The organism is Streptomyces poriticola (assembly GCF_036689765.1).
Taxonomy (GTDB): domain Bacteria; phylum Actinomycetota; class Actinomycetes; order Streptomycetales; family Streptomycetaceae; genus Streptomyces; species Streptomyces poriticola.
The window spans coordinates 1-26,688 of sequence record NZ_JBAGKH010000024.1 but is presented as its reverse complement, the minus strand read 5'-3'; the positions used below and the strand labels follow the sequence as shown (position 1 = coordinate 26,688).

18 protein-coding genes are annotated in these 26,688 nt (G+C 74.0%); 9 read left to right on the top strand and 9 right to left on the bottom strand.

What is annotated here, in order from left to right; all coding sequences use genetic code 11:
- The first annotated feature begins 248 nt into the window (after positions 1-248).
- Positions 249-1,490, top strand: coding sequence for a glycosyltransferase (locus tag V5O46_RS24225; protein WP_332886790.1), 1,242 nt, complete (start codon positions 249-251; stop codon positions 1,488-1,490).
- Positions 1,491-2,025: 535 nt separating this feature from the next.
- Here V5O46_RS24225 and V5O46_RS24220 read toward each other — a convergent pair.
- Entirely contained in the window at positions 2,026-2,430 is a 405-nt protein-coding gene (locus tag V5O46_RS24220) for a TIGR03618 family F420-dependent PPOX class oxidoreductase (RefSeq protein ID WP_332886838.1), read from the bottom strand.
- Between the two features lie 413 nt (positions 2,431-2,843).
- On the opposite strand from V5O46_RS24220, the gene V5O46_RS24215 reads away from it, so the two are divergent.
- The 4 genes from V5O46_RS24215 (at position 2,844) to V5O46_RS24200 (ending at position 7,443) form a co-directional block, all read left to right on the top strand.
- Complete coding sequence (locus tag V5O46_RS24215) at positions 2,844-4,910, top strand: pre-toxin TG domain-containing protein (RefSeq protein WP_332886789.1); 2,067 nt, start codon at positions 2,844-2,846, stop codon at positions 4,908-4,910.
- A gap of 15 nt (positions 4,911-4,925) precedes the next feature.
- Positions 4,926-5,615 (top strand): hypothetical protein, encoded by a 690-nt coding sequence (locus V5O46_RS24210; RefSeq protein WP_332886788.1) that lies wholly within the window; start codon positions 4,926-4,928, stop codon positions 5,613-5,615.
- Between the two features lie 283 nt (positions 5,616-5,898).
- Positions 5,899-6,381 carry a hypothetical protein gene (locus tag V5O46_RS24205; RefSeq protein WP_332886787.1) on the top strand — a complete coding sequence of 161 codons (483 nt, stop codon included), beginning with the start codon at positions 5,899-5,901 and terminating at the stop codon, positions 6,379-6,381.
- A 174-nt stretch (positions 6,382-6,555) separates the two neighbouring features.
- Positions 6,556-7,443 carry a DUF4253 domain-containing protein gene (locus V5O46_RS24200; protein ID WP_332886786.1) on the top strand — a complete coding sequence of 296 codons (888 nt, stop codon included), beginning with the start codon at positions 6,556-6,558 and terminating at the stop codon, positions 7,441-7,443.
- Between the two features lie 162 nt (positions 7,444-7,605).
- On the opposite strand, the gene V5O46_RS24195 is transcribed toward V5O46_RS24200, so the two are convergent.
- The 3 genes from V5O46_RS24195 to ppk2 form a co-directional block, all read right to left on the bottom strand.
- Positions 7,606-13,029, bottom strand: a complete 5,424-nt coding sequence (locus V5O46_RS24195; RefSeq protein ID WP_332886785.1) for a hypothetical protein — start codon at positions 13,027-13,029, stop codon at positions 7,606-7,608.
- On the bottom strand, positions 13,026-14,630 hold the full coding sequence (locus V5O46_RS24190; RefSeq protein WP_332886784.1) for a tetratricopeptide repeat protein: 1,605 nt from the start codon (positions 14,628-14,630) through the stop codon (positions 13,026-13,028). The genes V5O46_RS24195 and V5O46_RS24190 overlap by 4 nt, the downstream gene beginning before the upstream one ends.
- A 310-nt stretch (positions 14,631-14,940) precedes the next feature.
- A complete protein-coding gene (ppk2, locus tag V5O46_RS24185; protein WP_332886783.1) occupies positions 14,941-15,744 on the bottom strand; it encodes a polyphosphate kinase 2 in 804 nt (267 codons plus the stop codon).
- Positions 15,745-15,982: 238 nt separating this feature from the next.
- Between ppk2 and V5O46_RS24180 the strand changes: the two genes are divergently transcribed.
- On the top strand, positions 15,983-16,801 hold the full coding sequence (locus V5O46_RS24180; protein WP_332886782.1) for a class I SAM-dependent methyltransferase: 819 nt from the start codon (positions 15,983-15,985) through the stop codon (positions 16,799-16,801).
- Positions 16,802-16,891: 90 nt separating this feature from the next.
- Here V5O46_RS24180 and V5O46_RS24175 read toward each other — a convergent pair whose 3' ends face one another.
- From V5O46_RS24175 to V5O46_RS24155, 5 genes are read right to left on the bottom strand one after another with little or no spacing between them, the layout of a single operon-like run.
- Positions 16,892-18,634, bottom strand: coding sequence for an HAD-IA family hydrolase (locus tag V5O46_RS24175; protein ID WP_332886781.1), 1,743 nt, complete (start codon positions 18,632-18,634; stop codon positions 16,892-16,894).
- Between the two features lie 54 nt (positions 18,635-18,688).
- Entirely contained in the window at positions 18,689-19,783 is a 1,095-nt protein-coding gene (locus V5O46_RS24170) for an ABC transporter ATP-binding protein (RefSeq protein WP_332886780.1), read from the bottom strand.
- A 3-nt stretch (positions 19,784-19,786) separates the two neighbouring features.
- Positions 19,787-20,599: an ABC transporter permease gene (locus V5O46_RS24165; RefSeq protein WP_332886779.1), complete on the bottom strand. Its 813-nt coding sequence runs from the start codon at positions 20,597-20,599 to the stop codon at positions 19,787-19,789.
- The gene (locus V5O46_RS24160) at positions 20,587-21,483 is read right to left on the bottom strand and encodes an ABC transporter permease (RefSeq protein WP_332886778.1); all 897 of its coding nucleotides are present in this window, start codon (positions 21,481-21,483) and stop codon (positions 20,587-20,589) included. Before V5O46_RS24160 ends, V5O46_RS24165 begins: the two co-directional genes overlap by 13 nt.
- Positions 21,480-22,637 carry an ABC transporter substrate-binding protein gene (locus V5O46_RS24155; protein ID WP_332886777.1) on the bottom strand — a complete coding sequence of 386 codons (1,158 nt, stop codon included), beginning with the start codon at positions 22,635-22,637 and terminating at the stop codon, positions 21,480-21,482. Before V5O46_RS24155 ends, V5O46_RS24160 begins: the two co-directional genes overlap by 4 nt.
- Before the next feature lie 238 nt (positions 22,638-22,875).
- Here V5O46_RS24155 and V5O46_RS24150 point away from each other — a divergent pair, with 238 nt between their 5' ends.
- The 3 genes from V5O46_RS24150 to ramS all read left to right on the top strand — a co-directional run bounded on the left by V5O46_RS24150 (position 22,876) and on the right by ramS (position 26,616).
- The gene (locus tag V5O46_RS24150; protein ID WP_332886776.1) at positions 22,876-23,616 is read left to right on the top strand and encodes a GntR family transcriptional regulator; all 741 of its coding nucleotides are present in this window, start codon (positions 22,876-22,878) and stop codon (positions 23,614-23,616) included.
- A 214-nt stretch (positions 23,617-23,830) separates the two neighbouring features.
- A complete protein-coding gene (lanKC, locus tag V5O46_RS24145; RefSeq protein ID WP_332886775.1) occupies positions 23,831-26,452 on the top strand; it encodes a class III lanthionine synthetase LanKC in 2,622 nt (873 codons plus the stop codon).
- 35 nt (positions 26,453-26,487) lie between these two features.
- Positions 26,488-26,616, top strand: coding sequence for a mycelium formation morphogenetic lantipeptide SapB (gene ramS / locus V5O46_RS24140; RefSeq protein ID WP_332886774.1), 129 nt, complete (start codon positions 26,488-26,490; stop codon positions 26,614-26,616).
- The last annotated feature ends 72 nt before the right edge of the window (positions 26,617-26,688 follow it).

Genomic DNA, 26,688 nt, shown 5'->3' with positions numbered 1-26,688 from the left:
GTGGCGGGGATGTCGCCGTCTCCTTCGGCCGGGGTGGTTGCTCGGCACCGATGCCCAGCAAGCACGGGGCGCTCTTCGGCAGCAGCCCGGGCCGGGCCGTGAGGACGAGGAGAACGCGCTCGTCGTGCGCCGGGTCACCGGCCGGTCGTCACCGGCCGGCGCCTGTCCTGTCCTGTCCTTCGGGGGAACCCGGTGCCCTGCACGCGGTTTCCGGCGGGTCGGCGCGGTCGGCGCGCGATACTGCCGTCATGCGCGTGGTGATCATGACGGCAGGATCTCGTGGCGATGTTGCTCCCTACACCGGGCTGGGCGCCGGGCTGGTGCGTGGCGGGCACGCGGTGACGCTCGTGACCCATGGCTCGTTCGAACCGCTGGTGACCGGTTCCGGGGTGGCGTTCCGGCGGCTGCCGGTCGACCCGTACGCGGTGTCGCATTCGCGACGAGGGCGCGCTCTGCACCGCAGTCCGACCGGGGCGGGGAGGCTGCTGCGGGCGGTGGCGCTGGCGCGTGGTGTCGCGGTGGAGATGACGGACGTGCTGGTCGAGGCCGCCCGCGACGCGGACGTCGTGCTCGCCAGCGGCTCCACCGCGCCGTTGGCGCATGCGATCGCACAGGGGCTGGACGTGCCGAGTCTGGGGCTGTTCCTGCAACCTCAGCATCCGACACGTGAGTTCGGTGCGCCGATGATCGGCGGGCGCTCGCTGGGCTCGGCCGGGAATCTTCTGGGCGGTGCGGCCGTCGCCGCGGCGATCGAGCACGTGTTCACTCCGGCGCTGCGCCGGCTGAGCGTCAGGCACGGGATGACGGTGCGCAGGCCGGTCGCCGGGCGGGCGGCGCGTGAGCGTGAGCGGTGGCGGGTGCTGCACGGATACAGCGAACTGGTCGTGCCCCGCCCACGAGACTGGCGGCCCGGCCTGGACATCGCCGGATACTGGTGGCCCCACGAGACCGGCGGCCTGCCGCAGGCCCTGGAGGACTTCCTGACCGCGGGCCCTCCTCCGGTCTTCGTCGGTCTGGGCAGCGCCACCGTCCCCGACGCCGAGCGCCTCACCGGCCGGATCGTCGGCGCCCTGCGCAAGGCAGGGCTGCGCGGTGTCGTCCAGCAGGGCTGGGCCGGGCTGGCCGCCCGTACGGACGATGTCATCACCGTCGGGGACGTGCCGCACTCCCTGCTGTTCCCCCGTACGGCCGCGGTCGTCCATCATGCCGGGGCGGGAACCACCGGCGCCGTTCTGCGCGCCGGCGTGCCCACCGTCCCGGTGCCGATCCAGTTCGACGCGGCCTTCTGGGCCGCCCGGCTGACCGCGCTCGGCACCGCCCCCTGTGCCGTCCCGTTGCCGAAGCTGACGGCCGACACCCTCGCCACGGCTCTCGTCCGCGCAACAGCCGACCCCGCCTGCCGCCACCGCGCCCGGCACGTCGCGGACCGCCTCGCCCGAGAGGATGCCGTCGCGCCGGTTCTGGCCGCCATCGACCAGGCGGCGGCGTGAAGGACGGCTGCCCGTCCGACGTGCGGGGCCGGCTCAGCCCGCAGGCGCCTCCGTCCGAGGTGGGTGGTGCGCGCAGGACGGCCGGGGTCCATCGGCTCGGGGTCCCGCGGACCTCGACCGGTGGCAGGATCCCCGGCCGGGAGGACGTCCCCCCTGCGCGGGTTGCCGGGCCGGATGCGGCTCGTACAGCGGGGCCGTGTGCGATGTCTGCCGGCGGATTCCGGTGCGGTGCGCGGGCGTGAGCGACTGTGCGCCCCTGCAGACACTCTCCCCGGGACCGCCGGCGCGACGCACGGTCGAACGATGGGGGACACCACATGGGAAATGGAGTGTGCAGGCCGCGGGGACGGCGCAGGATGCCCGTACGGGGCAGTCCTCACGATCGGTGCGGGGATCCCGGAGTACCGGTGCGACGACTGCCGGCACTACTGGGAACTGGACGAGACCGAGCCGGGCAGGCGGACGGGGGCGGACGACGCTCCGACCCGGCCGCTGGGCGACCCGCCGGAGGCCGGGCCGGGCACCGCGGGCCGGCTCACCAGCCCGACGGCACAGCGGTCCCCAGGGCGCGGGTGACGGTGATCTCGATGACGACCCGGTCGGGATTGACCCGCGGGGGCTTGTAGCGCTCGGTGTACCGGCGCTCGGCGTCGGCGACGGACTCGGGATCGTCCTTGATGACGGCGGTGCCTTCGAGGGTGCACCAGCGTCGGCCCTCCACCTGGCTCACCGCGACATGGGCTGCGGTACCGGCGGCCAGTGCGGCCCGGATGTTGCGGACCTTCTTGTTGCCGCCGTCGGTGATGACGCGGGCCGTCCGCGTCTCCGCGTCGTAGGTGACGCCGACCGGCGTGAGGTGGGGGGTGCCATCGGGCCGGAGAGTGGTCAGGAAGCATGTGCGGCGCTCCGCCCAGAAGCCGTCGTCCCCGTCGGCGGGCATGGTCCGGGTCTCCAACGGTCGGTCTCCTCGGTGCTGGTGGTCCGGCAGGGCGCGGTGGCGTGAACGGGGGCGGCGGGCAGTCCGGGCACCGACCCTAGCGTCCGTGGCGCAGGGCCCGAGCATCAGGGGCGCAGGACCCGGCGCCGTGGCGGCGGATGGTGCATGCGGCGCGGCCGCGGCGAGGAACGCGTCGAACGGAGACTCCGTCGGCCTGGACGCCCTTGTCGTCCCCGGCCCCTCCGGCGGCCGGAGGCTGCCGCAGCCCGTGGTGATCAACAGGGTCGCGGAGCACGTAGGCTACTGGCCGGTAATCGGGGGTGCCGTGCAAGGCAGGGCCCCCCGGGGGAGATTCAGGGCCGGGACGCGACGGAGTGACCATCCGGGTGCGCCCTGCCCTCTGACACGGGGCACAGATGTACAACCGCAGCAAACTGAAAACGGTCACCCTGCTGACCGTCCTCAGCATCTTCCTGACGTTCGGGATGGGCGAGGACAGCGCGGTCGCCGCGCAGAGCGTCAGGCTGGCCCAGGTCGAGGCGCGGCTCAAGGCCGCCGAAGCGAGGCTGGAGACCGATCGGCTGGCCGCCGTCGTCCGGGGCACCGCCCGCGTCTCCGGGTGCGACGAGGTGCCGCTGCTGAAGAAGCCCGCCTGTTATCGCGAGTTCGCGCGCAAGGCGCTCAAGGTCGGCGTGGGCGTGGGGATGTTCGCGTACGGCATCCACTACCTGCACAAGGACACCGTCGATCACTTCGGCACCGTGAAGAAGGAGGTCGCGGGGCTCCAGACGCTCAAGGACGCCTTCAAGGAGGATCCGAGCAAGATCGCGGACCCCGAGTACCGCCAGAAGGTCGAGAAGCAGATCCGCGCGGCCGCCGCGGGTGCACAGAAGGACATCGACAAACTGCAGAAGGACGTCCTCGAGACCATCGAGACCATCCTGGTGATGGTCGAGATGACCCTGCTGCTGATCCGGCTCACCCTCGGGCTCGCGCAGCTGGTCGGCGACCCGAAGTTCCAGGCTGCGGTCAACGGGGTCAGGGAGAACCTCGACGGCATCGGCGAGGCGCTCGACGACATCAACGCCGGGTTCGCGCAGATGAACCGCGCGCTCGGGGACATGAACGACGCGGTCGACGACATCAACCGGTCGCTGGGCGGCCTGAACAAGGCCGTCGACAAGGCCAACCGCGGCATGGACCAGCTCGACGAGGGAATCGGCGAGGCCAACAGGGCCGTCGACGACATGAACAAGGTCGTCCCCGGTATCAAGAAGGCCGCCGAGAAGCTCCGTGAGGTCCCGGCGTTCGAGTTCGACTTCTCGCATGTCGGCAAGGACTGGAGCGACGGCGGATCCGGCCTCGACAGCGAGGAGCAGCAGCGCCGGATGTCGGTGCTGCTCGGTCTGCTGCCGGGCATCGGCGACGGCAAGGGCATCGTCGAGGCGGTCACCGGCAAGGACATGGTGACCGGCGAGCACGTCGGCGGGTTCGACCGGGCACTGGGCTCCCTGGCCGTGCTGCGCTGGCTGAAGCTGGGCGGCAAGCTGCTCCCGGACGACATCCGCGGCGTCCGCAAGGCCGATGCCGTCTTCGCGTGCAACAGCTTCCCGGCCGGTACCCGGGTGCGCATGGCGGACGGCACGCACAAGCCGATCGAGGAGGTGCGGGCGGGCGACGAGGTGCTGGCCACCGACCCCGGCGGCGGCTTCGCGGAGCTGACCCGGGCACGGCCGGTGGTGTCGGCCCCGTTCACCTCGGAGTACTCGGACAAGACGTTCGTGCGCCTGTCGGTGGCTCCCGGAACGGACGGTCCGGGCAGTGCGGCCGTCGCTGCGGACGTCACGTCGACCGAGCAGCACCGCTACTGGCTCCCGGAGCGTCGGGCATGGGTCGCCGCCGGCGAGATCCGCGCGGGCGAGCGGCTGCGGACGGCCGACGGTACGGAGGTCACCGTGACCGGGACCGCGCGGTTCGGTGCCGAGCGGCGGGCCACCTACGACCTCGACGTCAGCGGTATCGACAGCTACTACGTGCAGGCCGGCACCCAGGACGTCCTGGTCCACAACTGCACGGACCTGGCGCGCGCCGAGCGGATGTTCCCGGGTGTGGCGCACACCCTGGACGAGCACGTCGACGTGGACCGGCAGCAGATGCAGCGGCTGGCCGCCGCCAAGACCCGCAAGACGGGCAAGCCCACGCCCAACTCCCGCTGGGCAGGTCAGGACCTCGCTCAGAAGGCGGTCGACCAGCTGGTCGACCAGAACAAGGCCCGGATCGCCAAGTGGGTGGCGGATGCCGGCAAGGGCGGCAGCCAGCAGCTCACGCTCACCGGCGTCCACGGGACCGGATCGCTCGGCGACAGCGTGGACCACCTGGGCAACTACAGTGCGACGACGAGCAACCGCTTCAGGGTGACGCTCCAGGTCAAGCAGGGACACAAGCCGGGCGGCTTCTTCGTCCTGACCGCCTACCCGCTGTAAGGAGCCACGAGCAGCATGCACGATCCCGCGGCCCAGCACGACTGGGTGGTGTTCGACTTCGGTGTGACCGGTCTCGGTGCGTCGTTCCACGGCGACTGGGTCCTGTACTCCGGCACCGCGCTGGAGCACGCCCTGACGCATCTCGGCGGCAGCGACCCGGAGCCCGACCCCGAGCGCGTCCTCCTCCTCATCGAGGACGTGCTGCGGCTGCGGGACTCGGGGCTGTCCGGGGAGGACCTCAGCGCCCTGTGGCGGGCCACGGGCACGCCGATGGACGGCCAGCCGGAGATCGGGGGCCGGGAGCACGCCGCGCTGGACCGGCTGCTGGCGATGGCCGTGCCGCTCGCGCGGGCGCGGGGCGCCTCTCGGGAGAGGGTCACGACCTACCCGTCGTGTGTGCCGGACGGCGCCTCGCCGGCGGCGGTCGAGCACCGGCGCCGGACGGCGGACATCGTCTCCCTGGCCGGGCTGCTCGGCCGGGAGGGGCCAGAGGGCGCGGACCTGCGTCCGGCCGCCACCCGGCGCGCGGTCGTGCGGTGCGCCGAGACGGTCTGCGCGGAGCTGGCCTTCCGGTTCCTGCTCTGTGCCGTCGGCAGCTTCGCCGTGCCGCTCTCCCCGGCGTCGTACGCACGGCTGGAGGAGGTCGCCGCAGCCTTCGGGTACGGCCCGCACATCGTGGACGCGGTCGAGTACCTCGTCGCCTGAACCCCCGTCCGGGGCTGTCACCGCCGTGCGCTTTCCGGCCGCAGTGGCCGGCCGCGAAGCCTGTGTCGCACACGTGTTCCAACAAGGAAGCGCTGGTCAGCGGCAGTACGTCGGACGGCTTGACCATTTCGGCGACGGGTGGGGAACGTTGCCCTCCGGGGACCGCGGCTGTCAGCATTCCGGGGTGCGCACGACGCGGCGGCCGGAGCATGGGCCAGACTCCGGCCGAGCCCCCCACCCGTTGGTTCTGCCCGTGGGACGACCAACAAGGAGTGCTCACCTCATGATGCGATCGAAACTGCGGATGCTGCTGCCCGGCGCCGTGGGCGCCTTCGCTCTGCTCGGGGCCGTCGTCGCCCCCTCTTCGGCGGCACCGGCCGACGCCGCGGCCGGTGCCCCGTCCGGGAGCGCCGCTGCCGCCCCCTTCTGGTCCTGCACGGTTCCGTCCGGCTATGTGTACACCAACACCCGCTCCACGCTGAACTGTTCCACCAGCGGTTTCAGAACCCAGTACTACGTGCAGCCGCCCAAGGACGGCCTGTGGGCGTGCAGCACCGCCTCCGGCTTCACCTACACGAACACCCGGTCCACCCTGGACTGCTCCACCAGCAGCGGCTTCCGCACCAAGTACTACCTGAAGACCCCGAAGACGGGTCTGTGGGCCTGTACGGTGCCGTCGGGCTTCACCTACACGAACACCCGGTCCACTCTCGACTGCTCCACCAGCAGCGGCTTCCGCACCAAGTACTACCTGCGGGCGCTGTGACGCCGGTCTGCTGACCACGCACGGGGTGCGGTCCGGGCCGGACACCGGCCGGGGACCGCACCCCGTGTGCGTGGCGCCGGGACGTTCGAGGCACCCCTGAGCCGGCGCTTCACCGGGACCGGGAGGCCGGGTGCACGCGTCAGAACGCCGCCTGCCGCCTCTACAGTTGCCGTCATGGACACGCTTCCAGACATGCTGAGCCGGCTTCTGACGGATCCGAGTGGCCGGGCTCCGGGGCACGCACTGCCCGCAGGGAGGCTGATCGACCAGACGTACCAGGGCACCTGGCCCAGGCCGCTGTTCTGGCTCGCGGACGCGCCCGCCGCCCCGGGGGAATGGACCGCTCACCACGCCGAACGGCGATCCGCCGGCCTCCGTCCCGTGCTGATGGACACGGGCGGCCACCGGGGCGGTCCGGAAGGCTGGGATCTGATGTGCGGGGAGATCTCGTACCCGGAGGACCTGGACGCCGAGGAGTTCCTTGCCCACTTCTGGCGGTCGGTCGGGCCGGGATCGACCGACGCGGGAGATCCTGACGATCCGCCCGCCGGGGCGCGGACCGCCGGACTGCCGGACGAACCGGCGGACCCCGACGAGGTGTTCGCCCCCTTCGGCGCCGAGTGGCCGGGGCTCGCCGGGCCAGGGCGGCCCGTCTCGGACCCGGACGCCCGTGCCGCGGAGCTCGCCGAAGCCCTGACGGGCAGCGGCTCGCGGCTCGAGGAGCCGCACCTCGCGCTGGTCCCTGCTCACCGCAGTGCCGACATCCCCGTGGCCATCGGCTGGTCCGGCTCGCTGAACCACGAGGACGACGCCGGCGTCCTCAGCGCCGTACTCCGCTCCTGGGAGGACCGCTTCGCCGCACGCCTCGTGGCCCTCACCGCCGACCGGCTCGTCCTCTCCGTCGCCGCCCCGCCGGCGACCCGGGCGGCGGCGGAGGCCGTTGCCGCGGAGCACCTGGCCTTCTGCCCGCAGAACCTCACCCGTGGCCGCCACGCCACACTGCGCTCCTACGCCGCCCACGAGGTCCTCTCCCACCGGACCTGGGACTTCCGGTGGGACTGACCCTCGGGACCGGCCTCCGGTCCGACAACCCCCCACGCGTCGCCCGGGATCCGCGCCGAGCGATCACGTGAGGGCCCGGGGCCCCCGGGTCCCACGCACCCGGCCGGTCAGGAGGCGTCGGGAGACGGTGTGTGCCCCGCGCGCGGTCCGCCCCCGGGTTCCTCACCGACCCCGGTCGGCTCCGCTCCCCGCTCCGTCCCCGGCACCGTGGTCGGGTTCCGGGCGAGGCGGTTGCCCGGTCCGTGGGCGCGGCGGTGCGCCGCTCGCCACCGCCCGGATCCGGGCGAGGGTGTCCGGTGCCACGGCGACACCCGCGCCGAAGGGATCGCTGCGGTTGGCGTCGTCGACGAGGGTCACCGCCCAGCCGGCCAGTTCCCGCCCGCCGGCGTCGTCCGGACGGGCGGTCAGCCAGTGGGCGACGCGTTCGGCGATCTCCGCCTTCTGTACGGCGCTCAGCCGCGGGTGGTCCTTGACCAGGCGGACGGCGGTGGGCAGGGAGCCGCGCCCCTCGTTGGGCTTCCCCAGAGGCTCCGCGCCGAGCCAGTCGACCAGGTCGTCCACGATCCGGGTCCGCCAGTCACGGTCCCCGAGCCGCCGTCGCAGATGCTCGTCATGGGCGAACATCGCCTCGGCGAGGTAGGGGGCGGAGGCGAGCCGGTGGTGCTGGTGCCACCAGCCGCGGGCGTGCTCCATCGCGTCCCGCTCCTGCCGGGCGTCCAGATCGTCACGTTCGAGCAGACGCTGCAGGACGCGGCCCGCCTCCCAGTCGTACTGGTGGTCGGCGACGAGCAGCAGGGCCTGCTGGCGGACCCGGTCGCTCTCCCCCGCACCGAGTCCCCGGCAGCACAGCAGACCGCCCAGGATCTGCATGGCACGCCGCCAGGGAGGGTGTTCGGCCAGCAGGCGCAGCGCGAAGGCGACGGCCCGGCCGTCGTCGGGGGGTGCCAGCGGCAGGAGCCGGGCGAGAAGGGGCGCGGCCTTGTCGACGGCGGGCGCGGTGGACAGCAGCCAGGCCGTGCCGGCGTCCACGGCCGCCCGTCCGGTCGCCGGATCGACGTCGTTCCGGTCGAGCAGCAGTCCGGCCAGGCTGCCCGCCTCGGGGTGTCCGGGATGTGCGTCGAGCCAGACACGGGCGGCGGCGCACAGGCGCGCGTGCGCGTCGGACCCGGCGGCGGCCTCCCTGCGCCGGACCAGTCCCTTGAGGGCGAAGCCCGCCTGTTCGGTCCCCGCGGACGCGTCCAGCCAGCCGAGCGCCTCGTCGATCACCTCCGTGACGAAGTCCTCGGGAAGGTCCCGGGGTCCGAGCAGCGACTGGAAGAGCATGCCCCGCTGGCCGCCGAGGTCCTGGTGGTCGAGCAGCCACTTCGCGTGGGTGAGCAGCCGCCCGGTCCGCTCCGGGTCGGGCTGCTGCTCGAGCGCCGCCCGCAGCATCGGCAGGTGCACGTGCAGCGAGACCCTGGTGCTGCCTGCCGCCTTCAGGCGGTCCAACAGGGCGATGACGTGATCGACCGCGGCCGCGAGCTGCCCGGCGGCCGGTGGCTGCCGCTTGAACGCGAGCAGCAGCCACCGGGCGACATGGGTGTCGGTGGTGTGCCGGTCACGGTGACCGTCCAGCCAGGCCAGTGCGTAGGTGTAGGCCGTCCGTGCCTCGTCGCCCCGCAGGTCCTCCAGTTGCAGCAGCTTCTGCAGCACACCGCCGGCGGTCTCCCTCCGGTGGTGGGTGCGCAGCCACTTCAGCGCGGGTCCGACCGTCTCGGCACCCAGCGCGCGGCCGGGACCCGACACGTCGAGCACGGCGATCAGGACGGGGAACGCCTTGGGCTGCCCGGAGTGCTCCTTGGCACGCACCCAGGTGAGCAGGGCACGGGCCAGGGCGGTGCCGGCGGTGGTCCGGTGGGTCAGGCGCAGGACCCGGGCCGCCGTGCTGGGGGTGACGGCCTCCCATGCCCACTGCCTGAGCCAGGGGACCGTCACCGCGGCGAGGCGGGGGCGCAGGTCGTCGGGGAGCAGCGGCTGCCCGGTGCCGTGGATCCGCTCGAACCGTTCGTGGGCCTCCATGAGGTCGGTCAGTACCCAGATGGCCGGTCGCCGCCGCTCGTTGGTCTCCAGCCAGTCCACCGCGAGCGAGGCGGCCTCCCGGAGGCGGGACTCGGTGGAGCGGCGGTCCAGCAGGACACCGGAGAGCACATGGGCGGCGTGCGGGTGGGTGGCGTTCACCGCGAGCCAGGCGTCCGCCGCGGTCATGGCGGCGCGATGGTCGGCGGCCGGCAGCTCGGTGCGCAGCAGCAGCCACTTCAGCACCTCGTTCGAAGTGGGGGCGAGGGGGTTGTGCGCCATGTGGGCCCGGGCCAGTTCCAGGGCCCCCTCCAGGACCCGCTCGTCGATGTCGCGACGGGAGAGCAGGGCCCCCAGCAGCGGGCCGTTGGTCTCGGCCCCGGGTGCCTCGCGCAGTTCGGCCAGGGCCCGTTCGGCGAGGGGGCCGGTCCGCTCCGGGACCTCGGCGTGCTGCACGAGGGCCGCGGCGAGCACGTGGTTCGGCCGCACCTGCGGGTTGGCCTCCAGGAACGTGTCCGCCAGGCGCAGCGCCTGGTCCCGGCGGGCGTCGCGGGTCTCGTGCCGGCGCAGCAGCCAGCGCAGGACTTGGGCGGCAACCGGCTCGCGCGCGTGGCGCTCCAGCCATCCGAGGGCCAGATCGACGATTCTCTCCCGGACCTCGTTGCGGTCCTCGTAGAGCGCGCGGGCCAGCAGCAGGGGGTCGACGCGCGAGGCCTCGGGACGCTGGAACCACGGGCCGGCCAGGGAGCTCCAGTACGTGTACGTGAGCTTGTGCCAGGGGCGGGTGAAGAGGAGGAACTCCAGGACGCTCGCCCCGCCGGGGTCGGCGGTGGTCACTGCCCGGCCCAGCGTGGCGGCGTGCTCGTAGAGCCAGAGCGCGGCCTGCTCGTCGAACCGGTCGCGGGTCTCCCTGGACGCGAGCGGATACCAGCGGGTGACGGACGCGGCCGTGTTGGCGAAGGCACTCATGTCCCGGGCGGCGACGCCCAGGAGGAGTCCGGTTCCGGTGCCCTCGGCGCCGCACCCGGTGGCGTACTCGAGGAAGGCGTCGCAGGCGAGAGGGTGGGACACCACGAGCGTGCCGGGGGTTCCGGCGGGGGTGGGATCGAGGTGCAGCAGGCCGGTCTCGCGCAGACAGCGGATCACGTCCTCGCCGGCGCAGGGTGCGGGTCGCTTCAGGGCCCTGGCCGCTTCGGACAGCGCGGTGTCGGCGACGGTGAGCAGGCGGTCGTACGGCAGCGGGGCCGAGGCGAGAACGGCCGCCGCCGGCAGCAGGACGAGCCGTCCGGCCGTCTCCGGGTCGCCGGGCACGCCCTGGAGCGCCCGGTGAAGGGCCTCGGGCAGTGTCTCCTCCCGGAGTGCGGGGTGGCCGCCGGATCCGGCGGGCCGGGCGCCGGGCCGGGCCGGGCGCCCCGCGGGGGCCGGAGTCGTCGCGGTGGTCCGCGTGGCGCGTTCCAGGACTCCGGACCACATGGCGGCGACGCCCGGCGCCAGGGGCTTCTCCGGATCGTTGCGCAGGGCGGCCAGTACGGCGACGGCGCCCAGGGCCCCCACCGTCCGCGGCGCCGACCTGCGCAGCACCGAGCGCAGCAGCGGACGCCGGTACGCCGGGTCGGACGGGAGGTGCTGCTCGGCCGGCAGCAGTGCAGCGGCTCCCCGGGCCAGCTGCGAGTTCCAGTGTGTGCCGTGCCGGGAGGTCGCCAGGACGGCCACCGGTCGGCCCTGGTACGCGAGCTCGACGAGGGCGTCGTGCAGCCCGGGCAGATCGAGCCCGGGGAAGCGGTCGAGGCCGTCGATCACCAGCAGGGCCGTACGTGCTGCGGGTGTCCCTGCGAGTGCGTCCGCCAGTTCGGTGACGAGTTCCTCGGTCGACAGCGGCAGCGGCTCGGCGGAACCGCCGTCGATGCCGCCCAGGAAGCGCACCGGCGAGCCGGCCTCCTCGGCACGCGCCGCCGCCTCCAGACACCATCGCGACTTCCCCGCACCCGCGGCCCCCAGCAGGGCGACACCGGACGGGAGCCGGTCGCCCCGCACGGGCGGGACCAGCGCGTCCGGGGTACGGGCGGGTGCTTTGCTGAAGAACGGCAGCTCGTCCGGGACGAGCGACCTCCCCCGTACGGAGGCAACGACCTCGTCCCGGGTGCGCAGCGCCCGGCGCGGAGCCCGGCGGGCCGCCGCCGTCCGCGGCCCCACCAGGGGTATCGCCCCGGCCACCGGCTCGAGCGGCGGGTCCGTGCCGGCGGGGGCCCGCCGCCGCGCCTCGTCGAGGGCCGCGCGCGCGGCGTGGGCGGCGAGCCGGGAGCACCACCAGCGGACCCGCTCCCCGGTCGCCTCGTACGAGGTGTGCACCAGGGCCTCGGCCACGACGGACCACAGGTACTGGGCGCGCCACACCTCCCGGTCCCCGGGCAGGGCGGCTCGGCACGCATCGTCCACGGCCCGTATCGCATCGACCACGCCGGCTCCGATGCCGGGCCCGGCCGTGCCGGAGGGGTCGACGACGGCGTCGATGAGGGCACGCGCCTCGCCGGACGCGCCGGCCGGCAGGTCGGCGACGCGCCGGCGCACCAGCGCCAGCACCAGGGCGGCGATGTCACGGCTCAACGGGACGCCGTCCGCGTAGTGGGCCAGGTCGATCAGCCAGTGCCGGCCGGCCACGGGCCTGCCGTCGCGGTGCTCGACCAGGACGTTCTCGAGGTGCAGGTCGCCGTGGGCACTGCCGGCGAAGTGGTCGAGCGGGAGCTCGCCGATCGGGTGGCCCGGCTCGGTGATCCGGGCCGGGTTCGGCAGGATCACGCCCGGTTCGTCCTCGTCCCGGATCCACCGGCCGGTCTCCGCGTCGGTGGGGTCGGCCACGTCGGTCATGAGGATCTCCCGCGCCCAGGCGCGGGCCGAGCGCCCCGGTTCCAGGGCCGAGCGCAGTTCGGTGGCCAGGTACCTCCCCACGGTGGTGGGCAGCAGGCTGCGCCCGGGATTCCAGCCGTCGAGGAGGGACGCGGCCAACCGGGCGCATGGTGCGGCGAGTTCGCCGTTGAGCGCGGCGCCCAGTGGCATCACCTCCCCGGTGGCCGGCGGCAGCTTCTGGTACATGGCCCGCCGGCGGCCGGGCAGGTCGTGCGGCGGGTGGGCCTGTGCCACCACATGTGCGGCCGTGAAATCCGGTGCGGCGGCGACCGCCCGGTGGTGCCGGTCGGTCTCGCGGGTGTCCGGTCCTGCGGGCAGCACCTTGACGACGACACGCTCGTCCGGGCGGTCCGGGTGGCCGAGCACGACCAGGCCGAGCCGGGCCCCGCTGTGGCCCGAGCGTCGCCACGGCTCGGCCTGGGCCCGTACGGTGAGACCCCGCTCGGCCCAGTGGGCGCGCAGCGTGGCCGCGGCCTCGGCGTCGAACAGGGCGTCGAGCCCGTCGTCCGCGGTGTCTCGCCCGTCGTCCCGTGCGTCGGGCCCGTCGTCAGCGTGCGTACCGTCCGCGAGCCCAGCATGCTCTCCGGGACGGCGGGGGCCGCCGGGGTCGGCGTCGCGGGGGCTCATCGGTGGTCCTCCTGCCCCGCATGTCCGCCGCGGCGCGTCCGTCGTCGGGCGCGGTCCTCGTCGGCGGCCCGGCTGTCCCGCCATTCGGCCAGCACCCCGGCCACGGCCCGGGTGTCGGGGTGTTCTTCGCCCGAGGCGGCGCACCGGCGGGCGTGCAGTTCCGCCAGGTGTCCGACGGCGGCGGCGAACTCGCCCGCGTCGTGCTCGGCGTAGGCCAGCGTACGGAGCGCGGCGAGGGTCTCGGGGTGCTTCCGGCCCCACCGTCGCTCCCGGCGGTGCACGGTTTCCCGGAGGACCGCGAGAGAGCCCGCGACGTCCGCGTCGGCCTGCAGGGTGAAGGCCAGGCTGCGCCGGGCGGCCTCCGCCTCCGGGTTGTCGGGACCGTGTGCGGCGGTCCAGGCGTCGAGGCCCGCGCGCAGGGTCTCGGCCGCTTCCGCGGCCCGGCCGGCCGCCACGAGGACGGCGGCCAGCCGGCGGTCGAGGGCCATGACCGCGGCGGAGTTGGCGCCCTTCACGCGTCCGGTCGCCTCGATGAGGACGCGGTACTCCGCCGCCGCGGCGGCCGGGTCACCGGCGTGCATCCGGATGTCGGCCAGCCGCGCGCGCAGCGCCAGGACGAGGGGATGGGACGGGTCGGAGTGCGCCAGCTGCGTGTCGAGCGCGGCCGTGACGGTCGCGGCGGCGGCCCGGTAGTCGCCGTCGGCCTCCTGCCAGTGGGCCAGCTTCCGCCGGGACGCGTACAGCCGTGCGGGGTCGGCGGGAGCGGCGGTGAGGAGCACCTCGACGACCCCGGCCAGTTCGCCGGCCGCCGCCGACCGGTCACCGGCCTGGCCCAGGGCCTCCGCCAGGTGTGCACGGGCCGTGAGCACGGCGGGCGCTGCCGGGGTGAGGGCGGCCTGCCAGCGGTCGATCAGGGCGCGCATGGCGGCCGGCACGTCCTCGTCGCCCACCCGCTCCTGCGCCATCCGGCCCATGGCCTTCAGCGCGGCCGTCGAGCCGGGCTCCGCGGCGGCCAGAGCCTCGAGCGACAGCTCCGCCGCCGTGGCGGGCGGTGCAGGTGCCTGGCCGGGGAGCCCGGCCAGGCGGTCCCGCAGCTGCTCGGTCTGCCGACGGGCGGATGCCGCGCCGTCCGGGTCGGATGCGGCGCGGCCGTCGGCGAGCAGTTCCCACTGGCCGGCGGCACCGGCCAGGTCCCCCGCCGCCTCCAGGGCGTGCGCGAGTCGGCGGCGGGTGGCCGTGACGCGCCGGGTCGCGCCGCCGCCGGGCCCGGTCGCGGCGGCGCGGGAGCCCGACGGCCCGGGGGTCGTGTCCGCACCCGTGGCGGCGAGGACCGCGCGCAGTTCGGCGACGGCGCCCTGCGCGTCACCGCTCAGCAGCCGCAGGTCCGCGATCCTCGACCGGGTGTCGAGCACCGCGTCGGATTCGGGCCGCAGGGCGGCGAGCTGGAGTGCGAGCTGCTCTTCCATGGTGGCCATGGCGTGATCGGGCCGGCCCTCGGCGACCTGCCAGTGCGCCAGCTGGGCGCGGGCCTTGACGGCCCGGACACCGAGCGGGCCCCCGGCACGCGTCGCGATGCCGAGGACCTCGCGGATCTCCGCCACCGCTCGCCATGGTGCACCCGCCCGGCCCACCGCGTCCGCGCGGCGCACGCGCGCGGTGAGCGTTCTGGAGTGCTCGGGACCGTGTGTCCGCGTCGCCTCCTCCACCGCTCGGTCCTCTTCGGTCGGACCGCCCGCGCCCCCGCGCACACCCGACGCACTCGAATCGGCCATCCTGCGCCCCCTCCGCCACCGTGCGGCGCCCCCGCGCCGTGCCGTTGATACCCCCTGGGCTCAGGTCATACGCCGCCGACATGCGGCGGTGGGCGTTCCGGGAACGTCACGGCGGTGCGGAGCAGCGACGAGCGGGCGGTCAGAGGCTCGCCGCGTGGTCGGGGACGTAGGTCTGCTGATCGCGGGGCGGGCGGTGGTAGCCGGTCGACGGCGGTCTCTGCGGCAGCTCGAGGACGGGCGGCGGCACGTCGTGGTACGGCACCGAGTCCAGCAGGTGCGCGATCGTGTTCAGCCGCGCCCGTCGCTTGTCGTCGCTCTCCACGACGTACCAGGGTGCCTCGGCGATGTCCGTGTGTACCAGCATGTCGTCCTTGGCGCGGGAGTACGCCTCCCAGCGCGTGATGGACTCCAGATCCATCGGCGAGAGCTTCCAGCGCCGCAGGGGGTCCTCCAGGCGCCTGCGGAAGCGCTCCTGCTGCTCGACGTCGCTCACCGAGAACCAGTACTTGCGCAGCAGGATCCCGTCCTCGACCAGCATCCGCTCGAAGATCGGGCACTGGCGCAGGAACAGCTGGTGCTCCCGTTTCGTGCAGAAGCCCATCACATGCTCCACCCCGGCCCGGTTGTACCAGGACCGGTCGAACAGCACGATCTCCCCGGCGGCCGGCAGATGCTCGACGTAGCGCTGGAAGTACCACTGGGTGCGTTCACGCTCCGTCGGCTTCTGCAGGGCCGCTATCCGGGCGACGCGGGGGTTGAGGTGCTCGGCGACCCGTTTGACGGTGCCTCCCTTGCCGGCCGCGTCCCGCCCCTCGAAGACCACGACCAGCCGCGCGCCCTCGGACCGCACCCACTCCTGCAGTTTCACCAACTCCGTCTGCAGACGCAGCAGTTCACGCTCGTAGGTCTTGCGCGGAAGCCTCTCCGCGTCCCTGTCGGCCATGCCGTCTCCACCGCCCGGTGCCACCTGGGCGCCACCGTACTCTCCGGCTGCGGGCCGCGCTCGCCGGGCGTCGGCCGCCGGGCGCCGGCCACCGGCCCGCCCGGCGCGCGTCGGTGGCGCCGTTCCCGGGGCCGGTCTAGCTTCGGTCCATGGACTCGACGAGGAGTGCGCGGGCCGGCGGACCGGCCCTGCCGGCTCCCGGACGCGCGGCACCGGGGGCCCGTGCGGGGGCCGGGCCGTGACGGACGCGCCGTTCCCGGGCGGGGCGGCGGGCGACGGCGGCCGGTACGGCGAGGACCTGTTCGAGCCGGAGGACCCGGGAGAGGCCGGCCGGATCGACGCCGGGGCACTGGTCTACGACCCGGTCACCACCCGCCGCCTCGAGGCGCTCGGGGCGGGGCCGGGTCTGCGCTGCCTCGAGGTGGGGGCGGGGACCGGGACGGTCGCGCGCTGGCTGCTGGAGGAGGCGGGAGCCGACGAGGTGGTCGCCCTGGACAGGGACACCGGCGCACTGACCGCCCTGGACTCCCCGCGGTTGCGGGTGGTCACCGCGGATCTCACGGACGAGCGGCTGCGGCTGGACGGCTTCGACCTGATCCATGCCCGGTTCGTCCTGATGCACCTGCCGGAGCGGCGCCGGATCGTCTCCCGGCTGGCGAGCGGTCTCAACCCCGGCGGCTGGCTGGTGCTCGGCGACGCCGTGGAGCTGCCGGACGTCCTCGACACCTCGTCCGCCTACCGGCGCACCATGGACGCGATGTGGCAGGCGCTGAGAACGACCATCGGCACCGACATCTCCACGGTGCCCGCCTACCCGCACTTCCTCCGGGAGGAGGGCCTGCAGCAGGTGGGCGCGGAACTGTGGTGCCCACCGATGCGCCCGGACGGCGCCCTGGCCCGTTTCTGGACCGAGACCCTCCGCCGGATGCGGCCGGCTCTGGAGGCGACCGGCCGGGTCGACGCCGACGCTGTCGACGAGACCCTGGCCTACCTGGCCGCTCCGCATCTCGCCGAGCTGGGGCCGGGCATGGCGATGGCCTGGGGACAGCGGCGCTGACCAACGTCCCGGCGGACCGCCCGGTGGCCGCGCCGTCCCAGGGGGCTCCTCGTCCGTGGCCGGCCCGAGGCCCCCCGGGACCGGGCACCGTCAGCCCGATCGGTGCCCCGCCGTGTCCGCGCGCCCTCCTCCCGCCCGGGGCGCTGCCGTTCGCCGTCCCGTTCCGGGCAGGGCGAACGTCGTGACGACCGCCGCGTGGTCCGACGGCCAGTCGTTGCCGCTCACGTCGGGCCAGGCCCGGGGGGTGCCGGTCACCAGGGTCCGTGAGTCGAGGACCCGCAGGCCGCGGTGGAGGACGTAGTCGATCCGGTCCTGCGGTTCGGGCCGGCCGCTGCCGTCCTCGTGCAGGGGGTGGACCGGCGACCAGGTGTGGCCCGGCGCGGCGACGGGGTCGGGGTGTGCCTCGCGGTAGGAGTCGCGCAGACCCGCCTCCTCGGCCGCGCGGGTCACCGGCCAGTCGACGTCCGGCCGGTCGAGGTGCGAGGGGCTGTTGAAGTCGCCGGCCAGCACCACGGGCACGCCGTCGTCGTTCGTCGCGGCGATCCAGCGCAGCGTGTCGTGCATCTGGGCGAGCCGGACCTCCTCGTGGGCGATCAGCTCGTCGGCGCCCAGCCCGTCGAAGGCGGACTCGTAGGGCCCGTACGGGGTGTAGTGCAGATGCGCCGTCCATACGTCGATCTCCCGGCCGGGAGCGAGAAGGATCCGTACTCCGGCCGCCCCGTAGAAGCCGACGCCGGGGTCTCCGTGGCGGGCGGTGATCGGGTGGCGGCTGATGATGCCGAGGTTCTCGCCGGCCGCGTGGTGGTGCCGGCCGAGGGCCTCGGCCAGTTCGCGGGTCGCGGTGCCGGCGGTCTCCTGGAGGCAGACGACGTCCGCGCCGGTGTCCAGGACGGTCTTGATCTGCTTGGCACGGTGGTCGTCGACGGGTGCTCCGCCGAGCCACAGGTTCCAGCTCATCACGCGCAGCCGGGGCGGTGGTGCGGCATCCGCGTCCGGGTCGTCCGGGTGGGGCACGGACACGAGTACGGTGCCGGGGCCAGTGCCGACGCCGGAGCCACTGCCCGAGCCGGAGCCCGGGCCAGAGCCAATGCGGGAGCCGGAGCCTGTGCCCGGGCCAGAGCCTGTGCCCGGGCGGGGGGCCGCCCCCGGGCCGGGCACGGTCTCCGCGGCCGCGGCCCACTGGCGGGCCACCATCGCGTTCAGCTCCTCGGTCGTCACCCCCACGAGGCTGGCCCGCACGGTGCGTCCCGGTGCCGTCGCGATCGGCGCCAGCGACGGCACGGCCAACACCGCGCAGCCGGCCGCCTCCGCGGAGCTCACACCGGTCTGGGTGTCCTCGACGGCGACGCAGGCGGCCGGTTCCGCGCCGAGGGCGTGGCAGGCGGCGAGGTAGGGGTCGGGGGCGGGTTTGCTGACGGCGGTGTCGTCCGCGGTGACCGCCACCGCGAACCGGTCGGCGCCGAGCGCGGCCAGGACGGTGCCGGCGACGGCCCGCGGTGACGCGGTGACCAGGGCGGTGCGTACGCCGTCCCGGGCGAGCGCGTCCAGCAGGTCGAGCGCGCCGGGGCGGGGCACGATGCCGGTGCGGACGCGGTCGGCGAACTCCCGGTGCAGTGCGGCGGACAGGTCGGCGAGGGGCCGGCCGGAGGCGGCGGCCAGCCATGCGGCGGTGTGCTCGACCGGCCGGCCCAGCACCTCGGGCCGGTCCGCGTCGGTCAGCGGCCGTCCCGCGACGTGTTCCACAGCCTCCCACCACAGCCGCTCGGTGTCGACGAGCGTGCCGTCCATGTCGAACAGGACGGCCTGGAGCAGGAGTCGGGGGTGGGGGGTCACGTGGGGTTCTCTTTTCGTGTCTCGGCGGTGGTCGGCCTGCGGTGTGCGGGTGTCTCAGCCGGTTCTGCGCTCCGCGACCAGCACGGCCCGCTCGGGCAGCGACACGCGCACGGCGGATCCGGTGCCGAGCCCGGCCGCATCGTGGGCGGGCAGATCGGCCTTGACCTCGGTGCCGTCGGCGAGCCGTGCGGTCACCCGGACGACCGCGCCGAGGAAGGCGGTGGAGACGACCCGCGCGGTCCCGCTGTCGTCGGCTCCGACCCGCACGGCCTCGGGCCGCACCAGGACGTCCACCTCCGGCGCGCCGCCGTCCGGCACGGGACCGTCGACCGGCAGCCGCTGCCCGAGCACCTCGACGTCGCCGCCCTCGAGGGTTCCGGGGATCCGGCTCATGGTGCCGACGAACTCGGCGACGAAGGCGGTGGCGGGACGGCCGTACAGCTCGGCGGGCCCTGCGCACTGTTCCAGCCGCCCGGCCCGCATCACGGCGACCCGGTCGGCGACGGACAGCGCCTCCTCCTGGTCGTGCGTGACGAACAGCGTGGTGATGCCCAGCTCCTGCTGGAGCCGCCGGATCTCCTCGCGCAGGGACAGCCGGACCTTGGCGTCGAGCGCGGACAGCGGCTCGTCCAGGAGCAGGACGCGTGGGCGCAGCGCGAGGGCGCGGGCCAGGGCGATCCGCTGCTGCTGCCCGCCGGAGAGCTGGTGCGGGAACCGTTCGCCCTTGTCGGCGAGCCCCACCAGTTCCAGCAGCCCCTCGGCGCGGGAGCGGCGTTCGGCTCCGGGTACCTTGCGCATCCGCAGCCCGAAGGCCACGTTGTCGCGTGCGTTCAGGTGCGGGAAGAGGCTGTAGGACTGGAAGACCATCCCGGCGTCCCGGCGGTGGGCGGGGATCCGGGTGATGTCCTGCCCGTCGACCAGGACCGCGCCGGAGTCGGGGTGCTCGAAGCCCGCGAGCATCCGCAGTGCGGTGGTCTTGCCGCAGCCGGACGGGCCGAGCAGGGCGAGGAACTCGCCGGGCCGGACGGTCAGGTCGAGTCCGTCCAGGGCGACGGTGGCCCCGAACTCCCGGCGCAGTTGCCGGAACTCGACGGTGGCCGCGGCGGCCTGGCCGGCGGCGGAGGTCTTCTCAAGGGTGGTGGCGGTCATGGTTCATCCCCGGGATGCGGTACGGGTGCGTCCGCCGGCACCGGCGAGCGCGAGAAGCAGGATCCATGTCACGAGCAGACTGAGCACGGACACGGCGACGGAGAGCTGGGCCTGGGAGCCGCTGATGTTCACGATCCACACCGCGAAGGGCTGGAAGCCCAGCAGTTGCGCCACCGTGAACTCGCCGAGCACCAGGGCGAGGGTGAGGAACGACGCGTTGAGCAGGGCGCCGCGCAGATTGGGCAGGACGGTCCTCAGCAGCGCCTGCGGCCAGCCGGCCCCGCAGGAGCGGGCGGCCTCGACCAGGGTGGGCACGTCGACGGCGCGCAGTCCGGCGTCCAGCGCGCGGTACACGAACGGCAGCGCCATCACCACGTAGGCGAGGACCAGGACGAACGGGAAGTCCGGGTTCTGGACGGCGACGAACGTCTGGAACAGCGGCGTACGCGACAGATGCTCGGGCCCCCATTTCAGTACGGTCCCGATGCCCGCGACGAACGCGATCGGCGGCACCACCAGCGGCAGCGAGCACACCACCTCGACGACGGGCCGCAGCCGGGGCGCGCCGAGGCGCAGCGCGACCATGGCGGGGACCGTCAGCAGCAGGACGATCGCGATGGTGGCGGCGGCCAGCTCCAGGGAGAGCAGCAGGCCGGCGGCGAAGCCGTCGGTGGAGAGGATCCGCGTGTACGCGTCGAAGGTGACGCCCTGTCCGGGCACGTCGACGGTGAAGACCACGGACGCGGCGAGCGGGACCAGGAAGTACAGTCCGGCGAGGCCGAGCACGCCCCACCGCCACAGGTTCAGGCGAGCCATCGGGCACTCCGGCGTTGCAGGGGCAGGTACACGGCCATGACGAGACCGGCGACGAGGACCATGTCGAGGCTGAGGGCGAGGGCCACGTTCTCCTGGCCGACCAGCACGTTGCCGGAGATGGCGTCGGCGATCTGCAGAGTGACGAGCGGGACGGAGCTGCCCACCATGGCGGCGGCGGTGGCGTACGCGGCGAAGGAGCTGCCGAAGAGCAGCACCAGGCCGCCGAGCAGCGAGGGCAGCAGCACGGGCAGGGCCACGTGACGCCAGTACTGCACGGTGGTGGCGCCGTTGTTCTGCGCTGCCTCGCGCCACTGGGCGCGCAGTCCGTCCAGGGCCGGGGTGATGGTGAGCACCATCAACGGGATCAGGAAGTACAGGTAGACGAGGACGAGTCCCCAGAAGCTGTACAGGTCCCAGCCGGTGCCGCCCAGACCCAGATGCCGGGTCAGCACGCCGGCGTTGCCGAGGGTGGCGACGAACGCGAAGGCCAGCGGGACGCCGCCGAAGTTGGCGAGTACCCCGGACGCGGTGAACACGGCCTCGCGCAGCGCGGGGAACCGGGAGGTCACCACGGCCTGGGCGAGCGGCAGTCCGAGCACGGCCGCCAGGGCGGCGGAGACCGCCGACAGCTTGACGCTGCCGAGCAGTGCGGTCAGGTAGGCGCCCTGGAGGGAGGCCGTGAGGTTCCCGGTGGTGTAGGACGTCGCACCGGTCGCCGGGTCCTCGACGGTGAAGGCGCCGTTCAGCATGGCGCCGGCCGGCAGCCCGAAGGCGACGGCGGTGAAGACGAGCAGCGGGAGGACGGCGAGCCATCCGGGGGCGCGGCGCCGCCGCTTCGGGGAAGCGGCGGGTGCCACGTCCGCCCGCGTGAGCGTGGCGGTCATCCGGAGACGGCCTTCGCCCAGCCCTCGGCGAGCACGGTCTTGGCCTTGCTCTGCTGCCCCTCGCTGGGGAAGGACGGGGTGCCGGAGACCCGGGGCAGCTTGGCTGCGGCGGTCTCGTCGAGGGTGCCGGCCTTCTCCATGGCGGTCATCAGCGCGGGCCGGGCGTAACCCTCGAGCCACAGGTTCTGGCCCTCGGCGCTGTAGAGGTACTCCTGCCACAGCCGGGCGGCGGCCGGGTGCGGGGCGTCCTTGTTGACGGCCTGCGAGTAGTACTGGGAGAACTGTCCGTCGGCCGGGACCGCGACCTTCCAGTCGACGCCCTTGGACCGGAACTCCTCGGCGTAGCCGGCGTTGAGGTAGTCCCAGTCGATGCTGATCGGCGTCTCGCCGTTCTCGACCGTGGCCGGGGTGGACTCGACGGGGGTGTAGTTGCCGTTCTTCTTCAGTTCGGCGAAGAAGTCCAGGCCGGGCTGGATGTCGTCGAAGGAGCCGCCGCGGGCGAGGGCCGCCGCGTAGACGCCGGCGAAGGCCGAACCGGACTTGGTGGGGTTGCCGTTGAGCGCGACCTGACCCTTGTACCGTGGCTCGAGCAGGTCCTCGAAGGTGGTCGGGCACTCCTTGACGCGTTCGGCGTCGCAGCCGATGGAGACGTAACCGCCGTAGTCGTTGTACCAGCGGGCCTTCGCGTCCTTCTGGGTCTCGGGGATGTCGTCGAACGCCGCCACCCGGTACGGGGCGAGCAGGCCCTGCTGGGCGGCGCTGATGGCGAAGGAGGAGCCGAGGTCGAGGACGTCGGGTGCGCGGTCCTGGCCCTTGCGGGAGGTGACGGCGTTGATCTCGTCCTGGCTGGAGCCGTCGGGGTTCTCGACCTCGACCTCGATGCCGTACTTCTGCTGGAAGCCGTCGATGAGGGCGCCGTAGTTGGCCCAGTCGCGGGGCAGCGCGATGGCGTTGAGCCTGCCCTCCTTCTTGGCGGCGGCGATCAGCTCGTCCATGCCGCCGAAGTCGGCGGCGGAGGTGGCAGTGGCGGCGGACTTGCCGTCGGCGGTGGTGGACGCGTTGTCGGGAGCGGCTCCGCAGGCACTCAGGGCGAGTGCGGCGACGACGGCGAGGGAGCCGCCGAGAACGGCTGATCTCGGCTGGGACACAGGCACGGTCTCTCCAGGGGTGCACACGGGGGCGGGTGGTGCTCGGTGAGCGCCGCAGACACGGTCCGCGGCGAAGACTTGTCTGAACAAGTCGGCCTCAGTACGCCCGTCCCGAATGACGTGAGAGTGAACGCGAACCCAACCTCAGCACCCTGTTGCCTGCACAATCCCGGTTCGCACAGATCACACCGGGTATCGATTAGGCTGCTTGGGCTGTGCACATCCACCGAGGCAGAGGGACAGAATGACGGCGCGACACGAGGAGATCGCCGAGGCGCTGCGACGGGCGATCGACCGCGAGGAGTACGCGGTCGGCGGCCGGCTGCCTTCCGAGACGGAACTCGCCGCGCAGTACGCCGTCTCCCGCGGGACGGTCCGCCAGGCGGTCGCCAGCCTCACCGCCGAGGGCCTGATCGGCTCCCGCCAGGGGGCGCGCCGGGTGGTGCTCGCCAGCCGCCGCAGCCAGAGCTTCGCCGAGCTGCGCAGCTTTGCCCAGTGGGCGCGGGCGATGGGCCGTGCGGCGACGGGGCGGGTGGTCGAGCAGGGGTACCGGCCGGCCACGACCGAGGACGCGGTGCGGCTGCAGCTCCCGGCGGGCACCGGCGTGTTGCAGGTGCTGCGGGTGCGGGGGCTGGACGGCGAGCCGGTGCTGCTGGAGCGGACGGTGTACGCCGACTGGATCTCTGCGGCGGTGGAGTCGATCGAGCCGGACTGCCCGTCGGTCACGCAGCGGCTGCTCGAGGACACCGGGCTCGTCTTCGCCTACGGCGAGCACATCATCGACGCGGTGGCCGCCGGGGCGCAGGACGCCGGGCTGCTCGGCATCCGCCGCAGCAGCCCGCTGCTGCGGGTGCGACGGGTGACGACGACGCACGAGGGACGGCCGGTGGAGTGGTCGGACGACCGCTACCGGTCGGACGCGGTGAGCTTCAGCGTGCACAACTCGATAGGGAACAACGCCCTCGCCCGGAAGACCGCGGAGTAGCACGCTGCGCCGGTCGGAGGGCCGCGTACGGCGCCGGGGCCGGGGTCCGGGGCTGGGCCGGGGCTCCGGATCGGAGCCGGGGCCGGGGTCCGGGTCAGGGCCGGACAAGTTACCTGTGCGTTCCGCACGGCCGAGTGCTGACAGCGGTGACTGTTCCCGACGCCGAGGCGCGTGACAGCGTCTGGGACGGCACCGGCCGGCGGAGGGAGAACGCGTGAACAAGGGCTACGCCGTGTACTGCGACGCGGACCCGCACTTCTACGACGCGCCGCACCGCACCGCCCCCGGCACCGCGGCGGCGGCCTCCCGGTACGCGGCGGCCACCCTGCCCGTCCCGCCCGGATGGCACCGGTCCGAGAGCGGCGACTGGCTCGCCCTGCGCCCGTCGGCCGCCGAACTGCCGCCGCAGGGCTGGAAGATCCACGTCTCCGCCTGCCTGGACAACGCGGAGTCCGTCCTGGAGCGGGTCCGGCTGCTCTGCCTGGAGCGCGGCGTGGCGTTCAAGTTCGTCCCGAGCCGCTATCTGCTGCACCAGCGCAACGCCAAGTACGCCGACCGGGCCGGCAGCGGCAAGTTCATCACCGTGTACCCGGCGGACGAGGAACGGTTCGAGCTGCTCGCGGGCGAGCTGGCGGCGCTGCTGGACGGCGAGCCCGGACCGCACATCCTGAGCGATCTCCGGCTCGGCGACGGCCCGGTGCACGTGCGCTACGGCAGCTTCACCCGCCGCAACTGCTACGACGAGAGCGGCGAGCTGAGGCCTGCGATCGCCGATCCCGGCGGAAGGCTCGTCCCCGACCCTCGCGGCCCGGTGTTCCGGGTGCCCGACTGGGTGACGGTGCCGGACTTCCTGCGGCCCCATGTCGAGGCCCGGGCGACGGTGACCCTGGCCGGTGTCCCCTACGCCGTCGAGACGGCGCTCCACTTCTCCAACGGCGGCGGTGTCTACCGGGCCCGGGACACCCGCACGGATGAGCTCGTGGTGCTCAAGGAGGCCCGTCCGCACGCCGGTCTGGCGGCCGACGGCGCGGACGCGGTGACCCGGCTGCACCGCGAGCGCCGGGCCCTGGAGCGGCTGTCGGGTCTGGCCTGCACACCGGAGGTGCGGGACACCTTCACCGTCGGTGACCACCACTTCCTGGTGCTGGAACACCTCGACGGCAAGCCGCTCAACACGTTCTTCGCGCGCCGCCATCCGCTCATCGAGGCGGACCCCGGCCACGGGCGCCTGGCCGAGTACACCGAGTGGGCGCTGGACGTCCACTCCCGGGTCGAGCGGGCCATCGCCCGGATCCACGAGCGGGGTGTGGTCTTCAACGACCTCCATCTGTTCAACGTCATGGTCCGCGAGGACGGGCGGGTGGCCCTGCTGGACTTCGAGGCCGCCCATCACATCGGGGAACCGGGGCGGCAGACGGTCGCCCATCCCGGGTTCGTGGCCCCGGGCGACCGGCGGGGCCGCGCGGTGGACCGCTACGCACTGGCCTGTCTGCGGCTCGCCCTGTTTCTGCCGCTGACCAGCCTGCTCGCCCTGGACCGGGGCAAGGCCGAGCATCTCGCCGATGTCATCGCGCGTCAGTTCCCGGTGCCGCGTGCCTTCCTGGACGCCGCGGTCGACGAGATCGCCGGTGCCCCGGCCCGGCGGCGGTCCGGGCGGCGGAGCACGGAGCGCCTCGTGCCGGTCGAGCCGGGGGACTGGCCCCGCAGCCGGGAGTCGATGGCGGCTGCGATCCGCGCGGCGGCGACCCCTTCCAGGGACGACCGTCTCTTCCCCGGCGACATCGCCCAGTTCGCCACCCCGGGCGGGGGCCTGGCGTTCGGCCACGGAGCGGCCGGGGTGCTGTACGCCCTCGCCGGGAGCGGGGCGGAGCGGGACGAGAACGAGGAGCAGTGGCTGCTCGAGCGGACCAAGGAACCGCCCTCGGGGATGCCGCTCGGCTTCCACGACGGGATCGCGGGGGTCGCCTGGACCCTGGAGTACCTCGGCCACCGGGACCGCGCACGCGAAGTCACCCGGCTGCTCCTCGACCACCCCTTCGAGGGCCTCTCCGCCGACCTGCACAGCGGCACGGCCGGCGTGGGTCTGGTGCTGGACTCCCTGGCCGCCGCCACCGGCGACTCCGCCCTGCACGCGGCGGCCCTGCGGTGTGCCGAGCTGAGCGCCCGCGGCACGGCGGCCGACGCGCCGGGCGGGCATCCCGCCGGCCGGCGTCGCGCCGGGCTGCTGTACGGCGCGACGGGCAGCGCGCTGCTCTTCCTGCGGCTGTACGAACGCACCGGTGACACCGGTCTGCTGGACCTCGCCGCCGCCGCACTGCGCGAGGATCTGTCCCGCTGCGTCCGTGGTGCGGGCGGCGCCCTCCAGGTGGACGAGGGCTGGCGCACCATGCCGTACCTGGGGGCGGGCAGTGTGGGCATCGGCATGGTCCTGGACGACTATCTGGCGCACCGCGGCGACGAGCAGTTCGAGCGGGCCCGGACCGGGATCGTGCGGGCGGCGCAGGCCATGTTCTACGCACAGCCGGGCCTCTACCGCGGCGTCGCCGGAATGGTGCTCCACCTCGGCCGGACGACGGCCACCGGGCCGGGCACCGGACCCGAGGCCGTCCGGCGCCAGATCCACGCGCTGACCTGGCACGCCATGTCCTACCGCGGCCGACTGGCCTTTCCCGGCGAGCAGATGATGCGCCTGTCGATGGACCTCTCCACCGGCACGGCCGGATGCCTGCTGGCCGTCGCCTCCGTACACGGCGACCGGACCGCCGGTCTGCCGTTCCTCCCGCCGCCGCGGCAGCAGCAGCCGCGGCCCACGAGCCGGTCCCGCAAGGGGCCGTGACGAGAACACCCGTTGCCGTACGAAAGGAAGTGCTCATGAACCTGTTCGATCTGCAGTCGATGGAGACCCCCAGGGAAGAGGCCATGGGGGACGTCGAGACCGGCAGCCGCGCCAGCCTGCTGCTCTGCGGCGACAGCAGCCTGAGCCTCACCACGTGTAACTGACGGCTGTGGCGGCCCGCCGTGTTCGGCACGGCGGGCCGCGCCGCGGGGGCGGGGGCCCCACCCCCCCGGGGC